The organism is Mesorhizobium loti R88b, from assembly GCF_013170845.1.
In the GTDB taxonomy this organism is placed as follows: Bacteria; Pseudomonadota; Alphaproteobacteria; order Rhizobiales; family Rhizobiaceae; genus Mesorhizobium; species Mesorhizobium loti_B.
On sequence record NZ_CP033367.1, the window covers coordinates 6,819,213 to 6,834,402 of the forward strand.

Sequence of the window (15,190 nt, forward strand, 5' to 3'; positions counted from 1 at the left end):
ATGAAACAGGATTTAAGTCCCCCGTCCATTCAGCGATGGCACTGCGGGCGTGATCCAGGCCGAAGAACAGGCTCTCGTTCAGGAGCTCATCGCGCATCCATCCATTGAATGACTCGACATAGCCGTTCTGCATCGACTTGCCCGGCGCGATGTAGTGCCATTCCACCCGATGATCCTTCGACCAGGCGAGGATGGCGTTCGAGGTGAACTCGGTGCCGTGGTCGGATACGATCATGCCCGGCTTGCCGCGGTGGGCGATCAGTTCCGTCAGTTCACGCGCCACCCGGCGGCCGGAATCGCCGCCAGGCATTCGAGCGTCACGTCGTCGACGATGTTGAGCACGCGGAACCTCCGGCCGCAGGCGAACTGGTCATGCACGAAATCCAGCGACCAGCGTGCATTCGGCTTCGCCTGGACCAGGATCGGAGCCCGCGTCCCTACCGCTCGGCGCCTGGAGCGTCGCTTGCGCACGGCCAGTCCTTCTTCGCGGTACAGCCGGTAGATGCGGTTGACCCCAGATGCCTCGCCCTCGCGCCCGAGCAGGATGAACAGCCGCCGGTAGCCGAAGCGTCGGCGCTAGTTGGCGAGGTCACGCAGCCGACCACGCAGCTCCGTCTCGGGCGGACGCCGGGACTGGTAGCGGATCATCTTGCGATCAGCGCCCACAAAGGAACAGGCCGGCGCTCCGACAGGCCCATGACGGCCTGCAGATGCGCGACGGGTTCGCGCTTGGCGGCGGGCCCTACCATTAATGGGATGGTCCGCCCCGTCCTCCCGCAGCATCATCTGGGCAGTCACAACAAAGGAGGTTGCAATGTCCCCACGCAATGCGCCGCGCCCTGCGGCCGTCTCTGGTGGCGATATCGGCAAGAACATCTTCCACGTCGTGGGCTTGGACAGCGACGGCGAGCCGTCCAGCGAGTTCGCTTCCGACGCGATACGTTGATGAAGTTCTTTGAGCGGGCAGCGCCGGCAATCGTCGGGTTGGAATCGTGCGCTGGATCGCAATGGATCGCCAGGAGACTTCAGGCACTGAGGCACAAGGGTCGCCTGATCCCAGCGCAGTTCGTGAAGCCATACGTCAAGTCGAACAAGAGCGACATCATCGATGCCGCTGCTATCGCCGAAGCAGCCACGCGACCGACGATGCGATTTGCCGCGATCAAGAGCGAGGAGCAATCCGACCTCCAAGCTTTGCATCGGGTGCGCGACCAGATGATCGGCACGCGAACCCGTCTGATCAACCAGATGCGAGCATTTTGCCTGGAATACGGCATCGCATTGAGACAGGGCGCCGGACTGTTCAAGCTCGACTTGCCACTGGTTCTCGATGACCTTTCGAATGACCTCTCGCCGGCAATGCGCAAACTGCTCGTGGACCTGTTCGCAGATCTGCGCCAGTTGGAGCAGCGCATCAACGACGTGACGAGGGAGATCGCAGCGATCGCAGACCGAGAAGATGTGGCCCGCCGGCTCATGACGATCCCCGGAATCGGAGCATTGGGAGCCACCGCGCTACTAGCGGCCGTCGGCACCGGATGCCAGTTCCAGAAGGCTCGCGAGCTGGCCGCATGGCTGGGGCTGGTCCCTCGAGAATACTCGACCGGAGGCAAGCAGAAGCTACTCGGTATCAGCAACGCGCGGGAACCGCTACGTTCGCAAGCTGCTCGTTCATGGCGCGCGATCATGCTTCCGTCACCTGGATCGAACCCAGGATCGCCTGGGAAGCTGGCTTGACGGGTTGCAGGGCCGTATGCACCCGAACAAAGCTGTTGTCGCACTTGCCGCCAAGATGGCGCGCATTGTCTGGGTTGTCCTGACCAAGCCGGGAGCGCTCTACGAACGCAGGGGCCCTGCTTTCGCCTGACGCTCCGGCTCGATTGCAAGGCTCGGGAATAGTGATGACGAAACAATGGATCAGCATGCCGTAAGCCCTGTGCAAAAAAGTGGGCTTCGTGCCCGAACCATTTATTGGGAACGGCGTGCGCGGATCTCATCATGGCCTGGCTGCAACAGCAGCTCACTCGCGAGAGGCCGGATACATTTATGCAACTGGAATCGTCATCGGCGATGTCGCGAACCCTTGCACGGACGGGCGGACCGTACATTTTTTGACAGAAGCTCACGCAGCGCCGAGGCTTCAGGCATCTGGTCTGCGAGCAGCTTCTTCAGCTTGGCATTCTCGTCTTCCAAGGCCTTCAGGTGCGCATTTCGCAAAAGCCGGACAGGGGTTCCGCTAATTCCCGGACAGCGATTTCGCTAATGTCGGGACAGTTTGGCGGCGACGGTCCTCGGGTGCCTTGTTGCATTCATGGATGATTGATTTCGCCGTTTTCGACGCCGGTCAAGAGGGGCGCGGCCTTTTGCTTTCGCATGCTATCGCCCTGGAGCACGATGCGGTGGGCGTTGTGCACGATCCGGTCGAGAATGGCGTCGGCGACGGTGGGTCTGCGATCAGGTCATGCCATCTGGCCACCGGGACCTGGGCGGTGATCAGGGTGGATTTGCGGCGATAGCGTTCCTCGACGATTTCGAACAGATGGAAGCGCTGTTGGTCGGTGAGGGAGTGGGTTCCGAAGTCATCGAGGATGAGCAGTTGCGCGCGGGTGAGCTTGTCAATGAGGCGTGGGAAGCGGCCATCGAGACGAGCGAGCGCCAAATCCTCGAACAGGCGCGGCACGCGCACATAGAGCACGGAATGATCGAGCCGTGCCGCTTGCCGGCCGAAGGCGCAGGCCAGCCACGACTTGCCGGTTCCGGTCTGGCCGGTGACGATCAGGTTCTCATGCGCTTTCAGCCATTCGCCCTGGGCGAGCGCCATGGTGCCGCGCCGGTCGAGCCCGCGCGGCGCGGCAAAGTCGATGTCCTCGATGCAGGCTTCGGGAAAGCGCAGCCTGGCTGAGGCGAGCCGGTTCCGGACGCGCTTGTCGGCCCGTATAGCGACCTCGCGGTCGAGCATCAGGCCGAGCCACTCGTCACGGCTGAGCTCGTTGGCGTTGTTCTGTTCGGCCAGCTCGCGCCAGGCGGTGGCCATGCCGGCCAGACCGAGGGCCTGCATCTGGTCGAGGGTGGGGTTCGTCAGCATTCTTTCTTCCTTTCCTTCACTGGTAATAGGTGGAGCCGCGGATGTTGGCGTGCTGGGGTGTCGGCTTTGCCGGTTCTGCGGAGCTGGCCCGGTCGAGGCCGGCTTTGAGGATGGCGGTGACGGAGGTGTAGGCGATCGCGTTGATCAGCAGCGCCCGCTCGCAGGCGGCATCGAGACGCTCCGGCCCATAGCGCGGCGCCAGCGACAGGATGCCCATGGCCGAGCGGTATCCCTGTTCCGGATGCGGCCGGTCGCGCATCATGCGCTCGACCAGAATGGCGGCGTTGGGGCCGATCCCGGCCGCCCGGCTGATCAGGCTGGCCGGCGTGGTGTTGGCGTAGCGCTGATGCGCCTTGGGCATGTGTTCATTGACGGTGACCTGGCCGGAACGCTGCGAGCGACGGACATGGCAGGCGACACGCTGGTGATCGTGGAAGATCTCGACCACTCGATGAGTAAGCCGCACCTCGACGGTGCGCCCGATCAGCCGGTGCGGCACCGAGTAGAAGGTCTTGTCGACCTCGACATGGTAGTCAGGATGCACCTTCGCCGACTTCCACTCGGCGTATTCGAACGGTGCTGCCGGCAGCGGTTTCAAGGCAGCCCGCTCGATCTCCTCGAACAGTTCGCGGCGGCTTTGGCCGACATGGCGCATCGGCCGGTTGTTCAACTCCTCGAGCAGTTCGGCGATCGCCGCGTTGAGCTCGGCGATCGAGAAGAAGGATCGATTCCTCAGCCGTGCCAGAATCCAGCGCTCGACGATCAGCACCGCGCCCTCGACCTTGGCCTTGTCGCGCGGCTTGCGGCTGCGGGTCGGCAGGATGGTGGTATCGTAGTGCTCGGCCATGGCGGCAAAGGTCGCGTTCAGCGTCGGCTCGAACCACAGCGCCTTGACGACACCGGCCTTCAGGTTGTCGCACACGATCGCTCTGGTGACGCCGCCGAAGAAGGCGAGCGCTCGCACCTGGCCCTCGATCCAGTCCGGCAGCTTTTGGCTAGAGCTGGCAAAGGCGAAGGTCAGATTGGAGGCGCCCAGCACCGCGACAAAAATCTGCGTCGGGTAAATGGCGCCGGTCGCCGGATCGATCACCGACACCGTCTGCCCGGCATAGTCCGTCTGCATCCGCGCCCGCCGCATGCCGGTTGCGGAATGTCGCGCTCGTCCGGCGCTCGAAAGCGGCGAAGTGCTCGCAGAACCAGGTGTAGCCGTAACCGTCGGGATGGGCGGCGCGATACTCCTGCCACAACAGCGTCAGCGTCACCCCCTTGCGCTTCAACTCCCTGGCGATCAGCGCAAAGTCCGGTTCGCTCAGGTCTTGCGGCGGACGACCGGCACGGCCAAACAGCAGCCGCTCAAGCGTCGCCTCGTCGTGGCCGGGCGGCAGCGGCCAGCATGCCAGCCCGGCCTCCCGCGCCCGCAGCAAATAGGTCGATACCGTCGTCTTGCTGACCTTCAGCCGTTCCGACACCTCACGCACCGAAAGACCCTGCTCATGGGTCAGGCGCAAGATCGCTTGGATATCCCTCACGCTCGTTCGTCTCGCTTGCTTCCGTCTCGGCATGGCCCCTCTCAACGTCATCGTGAGAGGCCAAACTGCCAGAACGGCGCAGCCGAGAACCGACCGTTAAATCCGCTCCCGAAAACTGTCCGGGATTTAGCGGAATCGCTGTCCGCGAATTACTGAAATCACTGTCCGGGATTTAGCGAAAAGGGTGTCCGGGAATTACCGAAACACGCACTTCAGGCGCTTGGCGTCCGACACGTCCATCCCGCCATACTTCGCCTTCCAGTTATACAGCGTCGCCTCGGAGACCCCGTGCTTGCGGGCCAGATCGCCCGCTTTGCACCGCCTCGTGCTCGCGCAGAGAACCGCGATGATCTGCTCTTCCGTAAACCGCTTTCTCTTCATCAGTCCGTCCTTCAATCAAGGCCCGGACTCTAATCTCAGATGGTGGAAATTCTCAGTGGCAGGTCACACCGTCGATGAGAAGGTAAGATTGCAACTTCTGCCAGCACCTCTCGCGGCATCGGCTCGCTGGCCGATCTCCACTGGAGAGATTGAGAAAAAATCGCCAAACGGAGAAGTCGTTGATTGGGAGTCGGCTGCACCAACCGCCGGCTATCTTTGCGGCAGCCTCCGAGGGGACTGTCGCCTGATAATGGGAGAGTCTCTCGCCGGCCTGCGACGTTTGCAATACCCATTCCAAGCCGTACCAGCTTTTGGCGATAACTCGCTTGCGATCAGGATAATATTAGCCTGTCACGTGGAGAGGGCTAACAGTCTCAAAGCGGGGGTCGAGATCCGTAGCGAACAGAGTTGAGGAGCTAACATCTCATAGGGTCCTAGGCTATTCGAGCTTAAGACTGCCGGCATTTGCCTAGCGGCTTCCAAAACTTCGCGTCGGACGAACCCTCAGGGCCTCTTGCATCGAAGCCTCGTATGGGACGGCGACCAGGCTCCCTGGCGGACATCGAACAATCCTTTGGGGGTGGCGTCTGTCCAATCCTAACGAGTTACCCGGGCACAAAGAATGTACTCACGATCGTGGCTAAGGCATTCATTTTTGCAACAACTGACCGCACCTCAACCCGCGCGAGGCTCGAAGTGTCGATAAACGAGGCCCTAATGCGAAACATGCAGACGGCATCCTTTAGATGCAACTTCTATCTGCTTCCGGCCTTCTCACTCTATGCTTTTTCCTCTGCGATCGAAGTGCTTACGCTGGCGAATGAAGCGACCGGGCAAAACGCCTACAGTTGTCAGGTTGTTTCGGGTGACGGACAACCGGTAACGTCGAGCTGCGGCATTACCATAAGTCCGGCGGTGGGTTTGCGCTCGGAGCGTGACCGCAACCTGCGATCAACTCCAGCTCCCATCGCCATAGTGTGCGGAGGCCGTTCCCTCCCTCGCAATGACAGCAAGTTGGAGGCTTGGCTCAGAGAGTGCCGCCACCGTCGCGCACGCCTCGTCGGCATAGGCGGCGGAACCTTTGTCCTTGCTCGAGCGGGGGTTGCGGAGGGTCGCCGCTGCGCAGTGCACTGGGAGCAATTCCCGCTATTTCAGGAGCAATTTCTAAGCGTTATAGCTACACAAGCCGCATTTGAAAGAGACGGTGACCTGTATACCTGCTCTGGCGGAGACGCATCGTTTGACACATTTCTAGATCTAGTTGGACGCGACCATGGAGTTGCCGTCGTAAATCGCATCTGCGAGAAGGCCGTTGCATGTCGTGTTCGCTCGGCTGGAGATCGTCAACGCCTCCCCCCAAATTCCCGCATACGTTTCAATCACAAGGCAGTCGTCCAAATCATCGATCAGATGGAGGCACATATCTGCGACCCCAAATCAATCAATGGATTGGTGGCAGCGATTGGACTTACGCGCCGCCAAGTCGAGCGACTCTTTAAGCGGGAATTAGGACGTACTCCGAGCCGCTACTACCTAGAACTTCGTCTGGAACGCGCTCAGTTGCTGCTTCGCACCTCGAGGCTATCAGTTATCGAGATAGCGATAGCGTGCGGATTCGTTTCGGCATCACATTTCGCGAAAGTTTATCGAATCATGCACGGCTGCGCCCCACATCAAACTCGGTTGTTTTTGCGCGAAGTCGGACAAGATCACCCGTATAATCCGCTCGTCGGAGGGCAGCTCGGCGAAAAACCGGGGCACATCCCTGCTACTGCTAATCGCCGACTTGGCGACGATATTGCGGAGGTTGCTGCTTGCGCTTCTAGACTGAGTTCCAATACTCAGCGCTCATCCTAGCGAGATCTCCCCAAGGGCTCTCTGCGAAGCCTCTGAGCACGATTAACTCGAAGGAGTCGCTGTGTTGTGAGCGGTAACGTGACCGATCAGGATTGTTGCCCATCGGCAGACGAGAAACGCGGCGGCGAATAGGTTGAGGGCGCGTTCGCAGGCGTTGTTCGTTGCGTCGACCATTCCTGGCCATTGGGCAAAGGTCAAAAGTTGATCGCGAGCTCGCCTGAACTTGTTTTGGATGTCGCGGGCCAGATCGCACGACGTTGTGGTGGCGAAGTTGTCGTCCAGACTTCGCTCCAGTGCGCGACGCTTGCCGGCGATGGTCGAGGCGGCGAAGGTTTCGATACCGTCGGCTAGGGCGAAGGCCCTTTGCAGGCAACGCTTGAGCCGTGGCCGAGTACGCGCTGACCCGCATCAAGCAGGGCGAGCGGGTCTTTGCCGATGAGACCACGCTGCCAACGCTGGCGCCGGGATCGGGTAAGGCCAAGATGGCTTATTCGTGGGCCTATCTGCGCGATTATGCGCACCCGTTGATTATGCGCAGCTCACCGGGACAGGACCCGCTAACCATCGGCTTCCCAGACTATTTCGAAGAGGCGAACTGCGCATAACTCTTAAAGGCTCAACAGGAACTGCATGAGCTGGTCCGGCGGCCGATATCGGCCTTGACTGGCCGTCATGGGCAACAGTCGGTTGAGCGTAGCGCTCCTTCATGGCAAGATCCGCCTAAGGTACATGTGCGTCGTGGCGGGTTGGCGGTCGTACGCCAGAGCGGCACGCTGCGGTCTTTGCGCCCCTTGCCATGCAGGTGCGCGACCGCCGAGCCGTCGACGACGACCTCGCCGACGCGCAGACCGATGGCTTCAGACACGCGGGCGCCGGTGTTGTACATCATGCTGAACAGCGCGCGATCCCGCTCACCCGCCCAGATCCGCGCATCCGGTGCGTCAAGGATCGCCTGCATATCCTCGCGTGACAAAAATCCCAGGACCGGCCGGTCGAACCGTTTCATCGGAAGGGCTAGCACCTGTTCGATGACGGGCAGCGCGGTTAGGTCGTAGTGGGCGGCATACTTGAGGAAAGAGCGGAGCGCCGCCAGGCGGGCGTTGCGCGTGCGGGCGCCGTTGCTCCGCTCCTTCTCCAAGTGGTCGAGGAAGCCGAGGATCAACTGCGCATCGAGGTCGGTCAGAGTCAGCCGGGTGGGTGCCGTCGCCTCGGCGAAGCCGAGCAACAATCGGAAGGTATCGCGATAGGCGGCGATGGTGCGCGAACTGACGGCTCGCTGATTGCCGAGATGCGCGATGAAAAAGCGTTGAAGCAGGCTGGGGAAGGACGGTGTCAGCTTGGAATCAGACATGACGATCCCTCCAACCGTAGAGGCGAAGAACTCGAACCGTTTGCCCGCGATCGCCATGAGTTCCGGGACGCCGGCAAGATACCAATAGGTATCGGAGATCTTGGCGTGGCCGACGTAGGTCGAGAGCGCCGCCATGGCGTTATCGATATCGGCGCCATGTTCGTGCCAGAGCTGGATACGACGACAAACGAAAGTGTGGCGCAGGTCGTGAAGGCGCACCGCGCCATGGCCGCCCCGCGCGGGTCCAACCAAGGTTGGTGCGAAGCTTCTGGAAAGCCTTATTGATGCGCCGCTTGGCGATAAATCCGCCCGCCGGAGACAGAAATAGGGGTGAGTCCTCGGTAAGCGCACCATGACGCGCCCGAACCGCCAGATAGCGCCGTAGCTCGGCTACGACGGTGGCGTGTATGGGCACATGCCTCGACTTGCGGAACTTGGTGTTCCGTATCGTGAGGAAGACTCCATCGAGATCGACATCGCTGCAGCGCAGGTGGAGTGCTTCTGACCGGCGCAGACCCGTAGCGGCGATCAGCCCGAAGATTGTCGCGTAGGTTGCCGGCCGCAATCCGCCCTCGGGGCCCAGGCGCCAAGCGGCGGCCACAAGGTCGCAGATCTCCCGCTCTGAATAGATGTGCGGTGCGAGGCGGCGGTGTGAACGACCAAAGGTCGCGGTCTGGGGGAACTCGGTGTCGGGATCGAGCCGGGCCAGATACCTCGCGAACGGGCGAAGGACTTCGAGGCGTCGGGCCCATGAGAAGGGACTGGTCCGCTTGGCCTGGCCTTGCACCCAGTTCAGGACGATATCGTTGGTGAGCGGGCCACTATGGCCGCGCCCGTCGGCGAACAGGGCGAAAGAGGTGATTTGATGACCCTCCATCCTGAGGGCGAAACCAAGGGCGCGGCGTTCGGACAAATAGTCCTTTGCCAGTGAGAGCAGTGCGCGCGCCGGTCATTGCGCGCTCCCCGGCCACGGCAAGGCCACGGCTCCAAGGTTGGTCAGATCGACTTTTGCGTAGATGGCGGACGTATCGAGGCTTCGATGCCGCAGGATGTCCGCAATCTCCTTCATCGGCGCGCCAGTGCGCAGAAGTCGGCTGGCCATGCTGTGGCGGAGAATGTGGACGCCGGTTCGCATCCATCCACATCTTCGGTAGCCGGCCAGTACCGCGCGTTTGACGCTCTTGGTCGTAATCGGTTCTGGCGAACAAATATGGCCCGGTTCGACGTCGCGGGCCGCTCCTCGTGCAGATAGGCCGCAATCGCCGCTCCCGTAGCGGACGGCAGGGGCAGAGCATCGGCGCGTCGGCTCTTGGTGCCGACAAGCTTGATCGTGCCACCGGCCCAGTTGATGTCGTCGAGCTGCAGCTTGACGACTTCGCTGGAACGCAGACCGAGATCGATCAGACACCGCACCATCGCATAAGCCCGCAGGCGCGACGGGAACGTCTGATCAAAGGAACTCAGCAGTTCGTCGATCTCGGCGTCGGTCAGCACCTCAGGCAGTGATGCCAACCGCCAGTGTGCGACCCTGGGGATCGCGGCCTTCAGATCGCCTACCCAGTCGCCGGACATGCTGCGGAAGCGCAGATAGCAGACCAATGATGACGCCGTTCGCGGCGACGGTGGCGGGTCTTCGCCCCTGTTTGCCAAGGACGAAGCGGCGGATGGATGTGGCGCTGACGGTCGCCATGGAGATCGGCTGCTCGTCGAAATGCTCGACAAGAAATCCTTCGACCACTCGGCAACGCTTCCGACGCGTGTTGTCCGAGACGTAGCGCATGTGGGCATCGAAGCGCGTCAGCTCCTGTTCGATGGCGGATTTGCGGGCCGGATACTGGAGCACCACGCCGCCAGCTTTGAGCACCTCGAGAAGATGACCCAGAGCCGCCTGCAGCTCATGACGCAAACGACGGACCGGGTCGGGGCAGGCGCACGCCGGCTGGTGTTCCGAAAGCGCATAACAGCGCCCTGGCCGATCGCTTTTAGGTCGTACCTTTCTTGAGTCAGCCAATGGGCGAAGTGGGCGACGCAGCACAGATAGGCGCGCTGCGTGCTCGGCGCATATCGCCTTCGCTGCAACTGCTCACCGTACTGCGAAACAAAGGGCCGAAGAATACTGTCTTCCAACCAAGCGCGGGGCTGTGGCTGAAGGATGATCGCTTTTTGCATGTAGATCTCCTACCGAGTTGAGTGCGCTCGGAAGGAAGCACTAGGATTATGCGCATCGCATAGCTCGAATGCCGGCTACCATCTTACTGATCTACCGAAGAAAACTGGCTAGCTGTCCCGGTGAGCTGCGCATAATCAACGGGTGCGCATAATCGCGCTTATGGAGAGATCTACATAACAGGGATGATCGGCCCTTTGGCGGCAGCGGACCGCCCATCGTTGTCTATCGCTTCAAGGACAGCCGCACCGGCGAATGTGTTGCCCGCCATCTGGACGGCTATCGCGGCATCCTGCAGGTCGACGGATACGCCGCCTATGACCGGCTGGCCAAGCCCGATCGGGCCAATGACGCGGTGACGATCGCGGCCTGTTGGTCACACGCGGCGCAAGTTCTACGAACTGCATGCCGCGAGCTCGTCCACCATCGCCTCGCAGACCGTGGTGCATATGGCCCCGCTGTGGGCCATCGAGGAGGCCGTCCGGCCAGGACCCGGCAGCACGAATAGCAGCGCGTCAGGAGAAATCCGCCGCCATCGTCGCCGCGCTCTTCAGGCCGTGGGAAAACGAGCTGCCGAAGCTGTCGGGTAAATCGAAGCCCGCCGAGGCGATCCGCTATGCGCTCGGTCGGCGTGCCGCGCTCGAGCGCTTCCTCGCCGACGGCCGTATCGAGCTCGACTCCAACGCCGTCGAACGTGCGATCAGGCCGCAGACAATTACACGAAAGACCAGCCTCTTCGCTGGCAGCGACGGCGGCGGGCGGACATAGGCCACCATCGCTACGCTGCTGGCCACCTGCTTATGCCGCGCGCGGCATAAGCAGCTTTTTGCCGACCGTCGAACTATGCCGAGTGAGCAAGTTTTTACCAACACTTTCCTCAACGTAGCGGTAGCTGGATCGGCATAGCTTAGGCTCTCTCCGTCGCAATAGACGCGAAGGAGAGGACACATGAACGCAAGTGACTATCTGCAACGCAGCACACTGTATCGGAAGCTGATCCACGGGCCGTATGGCGAGTTTGCACGCGTTTATGCGGGCAGATTGTCGGACGAAGGCTTCGGTCGGCAATGCACCTGGCGATCGCTAAGCCTATTTCGTGAGTTGAGAGACTGGCATGTCGGCAACGGGCACGATCTCCAGGATTTAAGCGAAGTTCATGTTGAGCGGTTTCTTGAGCACCGTTCCAAACACTGGAGCATCGATTCGGGCGACCGATCGGCGCTCCGGCGCTTGCTTGCCGCGTTACGGCAAGAAGGTTTGATACCAACCGCCCTTCCGATTGAGCGCACGGAGTACGAGCAGATTGTTGATGTGTTCGCGGCTTACCTCACGAATGAGAGAGGGCTCGCCGCCTCGACGGTGGAAAGCCACAAGCTGCTCTCACGCCGATTTCTGCAGGAGGTCTGTCCGGCTGGCGCAGATGGGTTTGCAGCGCTCACCCCGGAGATCGTCATCGGTTATGTCGAGCGACATGCTCTCGATGGCTCCGCCGACAGCGGCAAGGCGATGTGCGGGGTGGTGCGCGCCTTCCTGCGCTATTTGCATCTGAAGGGCTTCATTTCGGTGGCCTTGGCCGATTGTGTGCCGTCGATCCGTCGCTGGCGGCTTGCTGGCCTACCAACCTTCCTGCCACCACAGAAGGTTCAGGTGGTTCTCGATGCCTGCGATCTGACCACGGCAATGGGGCTTCGCGACTATGCGGTTTTGATGGCGCTGGCCAAGCTGGGCTTGCGCGCCGGCGAGGTTGCCGCGCTCAGTCTTGACGATATCGATTGGCAGTTGGGCAGTGTCCTCATCCATGGCAAGGGACGGCGGCAAGCGATGATGCCGCTACGCCACGACGTCGGTGCAGCTATCGTCGCCTACATCCGGCATGGGCGGCCGGCTTCACCGTGTCGCCGGTTATTTCTGCGAATGCTTGCTCCGCACGTCGGCTTTGCCTCAGGCTGCGCCATCACGATGATCGCGAAGGAGGCCCTCGAGCGGGCGGGTATTCACGGCTATGCGCACCACGGCGCGCACCTCTTCCGCCACAGCCTTGCGACCGACCTGCTGCGGTCGGGGGCCAGCTTTGCCGAGATCGGCCAGTTGCTTCGTCACCGGAGCATCGACAGCACAAGGATCTATGCCAAGCTCGACATCGAGAAGCTGCGCGAACTGAGCCTGCCCTGGCCGGGAGGTGTCCAATGAGCCGTCTTCGAACAGCGCTCGAGCGCTATGTGGGCATGCGCCAGGGATTGGGATACAAGTATCATGGCCCCGCTCGACGGTTGTCGGATTTCGTCACCTTCATGGAGGCTCGCGGCGCCGAGACCGTCACCACGGCGCTGGCAATGAAGTGGGTGACGTTGATCGGCCAACAACCGAGTTGGTCCATCCGCCTAACCGATGTGCGCTGCTTCGCTCAGCACCTCGCTCATTTCGACCCCATGACGGAAGTGCCACCTCAAGACGCTGTGTCGCCGGCGCGGCGTGCAAAGCCCTACATCTATAACGATGCTGAGATCACGGCGCTTCTGGCGGCGGCACTGTCGCTGCCGCCGGCCAACGCCCTGCGTCGCTGGACATATCATTGTCTGTTCGGATTGATAGCGGTCGCCGGGCTACGCCATTCCGAAGCGCTCGACCTGCGCCGAGACGACGTCGATCTCGACCAAGGTATCCTCACCATTCGGGAGACGAAGTTCGGCAAGTCGCGGCTGGTCCCGCTCCATGCCACGACGGTCGCCGTGCTGTCGGACTATGCCGCGCGACGCGACGTGCATCTCGTCGCACCTCGTAGCCCCTATTTCTTTGTCGCCGAGCAGGGCGGCAGATTGCTGCACCAATACGTGCACCGGGTGTTCTGGCAGCTGTCGCGACAGATCGGTCTGCGGCAGCGGGGGCAGCGCAATGGTCCGCGGATTCACGATCTTCGTCACCGTTTCGCTGTCCAGGCCCTGACCAACTGGTATCGTGCGGGCGAAGATGTCGAGCGGGAACTGCCAGTCCTCTCGACCTTTCTCGGCCACGCCAATGTTCGCGACACCTACTGGTATCTATCCGCCGCGCCGGAGCTAATGACCCATGCCGCGCGACTGCTGGATGAGCGGTGGGAGGTTCGCTCATGAGTGCCTCGAACGATCTGGCCGTGCTGATCGAGCGGTGGTTCACCGATCGGCTCATGCGACATCGAGGCGTAAGCTCCAACACCATCGCCTCCTACCGCGACACCTTCCGGCTCCTGTTTGCATTCGCGCAGACACGCCTTGGCAGGTCTCCGTCGCAGTTGACACTGCGGGATTTGGACGCGCCTTTCATCGGCGCATTCCTGGAGGACCTCGAGACACTGCGATCCGCCTCAGTGAGGACCCGGAACCTCCGCCTCACGGCCATTCGGTCTTTCTTCAGATATGCGTCGTTCGAGGAGCCGGCCCATAGCGCCCAGATTCATCGCGTGCTCGCGATCCCGAGCAAGCGATGCGACAAGCGACAGCTTCAGTTTCTCACCAGGCCCGAGATTGAAGCGATCCTGGCCTGTCCGGATCGCAGCACATGGCTGGGACGGCGTGATCACACTCTGCTGTTGCTGGCCGCGCAAACGGGGTTGCGGGTCTCGGAGATCATCGATCTCGACCGGCACTCGGTGATGCTGGGGCACGGTGCCCACGTGCGATGCGTTGGCAAGGGCCGCAAGGAGCGAAGTACGCCGCTCACCAAGGTTGCACAGCAAGCCCTTCGGGGCTGGCTCAACGAGCCCAGGAAGCGGGGTGCAACGGCTCTCTTCCCGAACATGCACGGCAGCAAGCTGAGCGCCGACGGCGTGCAGGCGCTGCTGAACAAATATGTCGCCAAGGCTCGCGAACACTGCGTCACCCTCCGCTCGAAGCGGGTGTCGCCCCATGTTTTGAGGCACAGCGCTGCCATGGAGCTGCTGCAGGCGGGCGTCGATTGTTCGGTCATCGCCCTATGGCTGGGCCATGAGGCGATGGAAACGACGCTGACCTATCTTCACGCACATCTTGAGCTGAAGGAATCCGCACTTGCCAAGCTGAAGCCATACGAACGCGCAAAGGCCGAACGATTTCGACCAAACGACCGGCTTCTTGAGTTCCTGAACGCCCTTTGAGCATGAGAACTATGCCGAGTGTCAACGACCGGTTCTTGGTCGAAATGGCGGGCAAAGCGCTTCATACCGCCATGATCGGAAGAGGCGCTCGGCATAGTTCGGCAGTCGGCATAAACCGCCAAGATGAACCTGGTCGATCCGCACGCCTGGCTCCCCCAGACCCTCGATCGCATCGCTGATGGCTGGCCAAACAGCGGTATCGACGCCCTCATGCCCTGGAATTGCCAAAGCTGAACGGCCTCAACTGCCCGCTTACGGCCGATCACGGCGCTCGCCTTCCGCGCCACGATCGACCGGCCTGAGCGGTTCGGCTCGTCGCAGGCGGTGGGGGCGCATCTGGGACTGACGCCGGCACGCTACCAGTCCGGCGAAACCGACATCCAGGGAAAGGTCAGCCGATGCGGCGACGAACTTGCACGCACCGCGCTTTATGAGGCGGCCCACACACTGCTGGTGCGATCGAAGAAGTGGTCGAGCCTCAGAGCATGGGGCATGAACATCGCCAGGCGGCGCGGCATGGCACGAGCCCGAGTCGCGGTCGCCCGCAAACTGGCCGTCATTCTGCATGGCATGTGGGCCGACGCGACCGAGCGCTTTGGAAAGGGCGACGCCCGGATCGTTCCCTGGGGGACGATGGGCGAGGCGATCTCGTTGAGAGTCCCGAACCTGCCGGCCCAAGCGCGGCAAGGTCGTGAAACAGATTGAGACGTCG

8 protein-coding genes and 10 pseudogenes are annotated in these 15,190 nt (G+C 61.7%); 9 read left to right on the forward strand and 9 right to left on the reverse strand.

Features of this window, described 5'->3' with window-relative positions; translation table 11 throughout:
- Window positions 1-10 precede the first annotated feature (10 nt).
- Window positions 11-749 (reverse strand): annotated as a pseudogene (locus EB235_RS32920) (IS3 family transposase); the annotation flags it as partial.
- Between the two features lie 65 nt (window positions 750-814).
- On the opposite strand from EB235_RS32920, the pseudogene EB235_RS32925 reads away from it, so the two are divergent.
- Window positions 815-1,867: pseudogene (locus tag EB235_RS32925) on the forward strand (IS110 family transposase).
- Between the two features lie 442 nt (window positions 1,868-2,309).
- On the opposite strand, the pseudogene istB reads toward EB235_RS32925, so the two are convergent.
- The 3 pseudogenes from istB to EB235_RS32940 form a co-directional block, all read right to left on the reverse strand.
- A pseudogene (gene istB / locus EB235_RS32930) lies at window positions 2,310-3,085 on the reverse strand (IS21-like element helper ATPase IstB).
- A 16-nt stretch (window positions 3,086-3,101) separates the two neighbouring features.
- Window positions 3,102-4,647, reverse strand: a pseudogene (gene istA, locus EB235_RS32935) (IS21 family transposase).
- A 177-nt stretch (window positions 4,648-4,824) separates the two neighbouring features.
- Window positions 4,825-4,995, reverse strand: a pseudogene (locus EB235_RS32940) (transposase); the annotation flags it as partial.
- A 726-nt stretch (window positions 4,996-5,721) separates the two neighbouring features.
- Between EB235_RS32940 and EB235_RS32945 the strand changes: the two are divergent.
- Window positions 5,722-6,852 carry a GlxA family transcriptional regulator gene (locus EB235_RS32945; protein WP_080680522.1) on the forward strand — a complete coding sequence of 377 codons (1,131 nt, stop codon included), beginning with the start codon at window positions 5,722-5,724 and terminating at the stop codon, window positions 6,850-6,852.
- Window positions 6,853-7,235: 383 nt separating this feature from the next.
- Window positions 7,236-7,364: pseudogene (locus tag EB235_RS35330) on the forward strand (IS66 family transposase); the annotation flags it as partial.
- Between the two features lie 158 nt (window positions 7,365-7,522).
- On the opposite strand, the gene EB235_RS32955 reads toward EB235_RS35330, so the two are convergent.
- The 5 genes and pseudogenes from EB235_RS32955 to EB235_RS35335 all read right to left on the reverse strand — a co-directional run bounded on the left by EB235_RS32955 (window position 7,523) and on the right by EB235_RS35335 (window position 10,372).
- Entirely contained in the window at window positions 7,523-8,338 is an 816-nt protein-coding gene (locus EB235_RS32955) for a tyrosine-type recombinase/integrase (protein ID WP_063827826.1), read from the reverse strand.
- A 4-nt stretch (window positions 8,339-8,342) separates the two neighbouring features.
- Complete coding sequence (locus EB235_RS32960) at window positions 8,343-9,116, reverse strand: tyrosine-type recombinase/integrase (protein WP_202596441.1); 774 nt, start codon at window positions 9,114-9,116, stop codon at window positions 8,343-8,345.
- Between the two features lie 36 nt (window positions 9,117-9,152).
- A pseudogene (locus EB235_RS32965) lies at window positions 9,153-9,775 on the reverse strand (tyrosine-type recombinase/integrase).
- The gene (locus EB235_RS32970) at window positions 9,699-10,109 is read right to left on the reverse strand and encodes a hypothetical protein (protein ID WP_082222373.1); all 411 of its coding nucleotides are present in this window, start codon (window positions 10,107-10,109) and stop codon (window positions 9,699-9,701) included. Before EB235_RS32970 ends, EB235_RS32965 begins: the two are co-directional and overlap by 77 nt.
- Window positions 10,001-10,372: a site-specific integrase gene (locus EB235_RS35335; protein WP_224713154.1), complete on the reverse strand. Its 372-nt coding sequence runs from the start codon at window positions 10,370-10,372 to the stop codon at window positions 10,001-10,003. The genes EB235_RS32970 and EB235_RS35335 overlap by 109 nt, the downstream gene beginning before the upstream one ends.
- 176 nt (window positions 10,373-10,548) lie before the next feature.
- Between EB235_RS35335 and tnpC the strand changes: the two are divergent.
- The 6 genes and pseudogenes from tnpC to EB235_RS33000 form a co-directional block, all read left to right on the forward strand.
- Window positions 10,549-11,135: pseudogene (tnpC, locus tag EB235_RS32975) on the forward strand (IS66 family transposase); the annotation flags it as partial.
- A 183-nt stretch (window positions 11,136-11,318) separates the two neighbouring features.
- On the forward strand, window positions 11,319-12,560 hold the full coding sequence (locus EB235_RS32980; RefSeq protein ID WP_027033271.1) for a site-specific integrase: 1,242 nt from the start codon (window positions 11,319-11,321) through the stop codon (window positions 12,558-12,560).
- Entirely contained in the window at window positions 12,557-13,480 is a 924-nt protein-coding gene (locus EB235_RS32985; RefSeq protein ID WP_027033270.1) for a tyrosine-type recombinase/integrase, read from the forward strand. Before EB235_RS32980 ends, EB235_RS32985 begins: the two co-directional genes overlap by 4 nt.
- Window positions 13,477-14,478, forward strand: coding sequence for a tyrosine-type recombinase/integrase (locus tag EB235_RS32990; protein WP_027033269.1), 1,002 nt, complete (start codon window positions 13,477-13,479; stop codon window positions 14,476-14,478). The genes EB235_RS32985 and EB235_RS32990 overlap by 4 nt, the downstream gene beginning before the upstream one ends.
- A gap of 114 nt (window positions 14,479-14,592) precedes the next feature.
- Window positions 14,593-14,712 (forward strand): annotated as a pseudogene (locus tag EB235_RS32995) (transposase domain-containing protein); the annotation flags it as partial.
- Window positions 14,713-14,736: 24 nt separating this feature from the next.
- Window positions 14,737-15,090 (forward strand): annotated as a pseudogene (locus tag EB235_RS33000) (transposase); the annotation flags it as partial.
- Window positions 15,091-15,190 lie beyond the last annotated feature (100 nt).

Bases quoted from the DNA above. Each gene is read 5' to 3' on its own strand.
- EB235_RS32945 (WP_080680522.1), top strand. From the start codon at position 5,722: ATGCAGACGGCATCCTTTAGATGCAACTTCTATCTGCTTCCGGCCTTC.
- EB235_RS32955 (WP_063827826.1), bottom strand. From the start codon at position 8,338: ATGGCGGCGCTCTCGACCTACGTCGGCCACGCCAAGATCTCCGATACC.
- EB235_RS35335 (WP_224713154.1), bottom strand. From the start codon at position 10,372: ATGCAAAAAGCGATCATCCTTCAGCCACAGCCCCGCGCTTGGTTGGAA.
- EB235_RS32980 (WP_027033271.1), top strand. From the start codon at position 11,319: ATGAACGCAAGTGACTATCTGCAACGCAGCACACTGTATCGGAAGCTG.
- EB235_RS32985 (WP_027033270.1), top strand. From the start codon at position 12,557: ATGAGCCGTCTTCGAACAGCGCTCGAGCGCTATGTGGGCATGCGCCAG.
- EB235_RS32990 (WP_027033269.1), top strand. From the start codon at position 13,477: ATGAGTGCCTCGAACGATCTGGCCGTGCTGATCGAGCGGTGGTTCACC.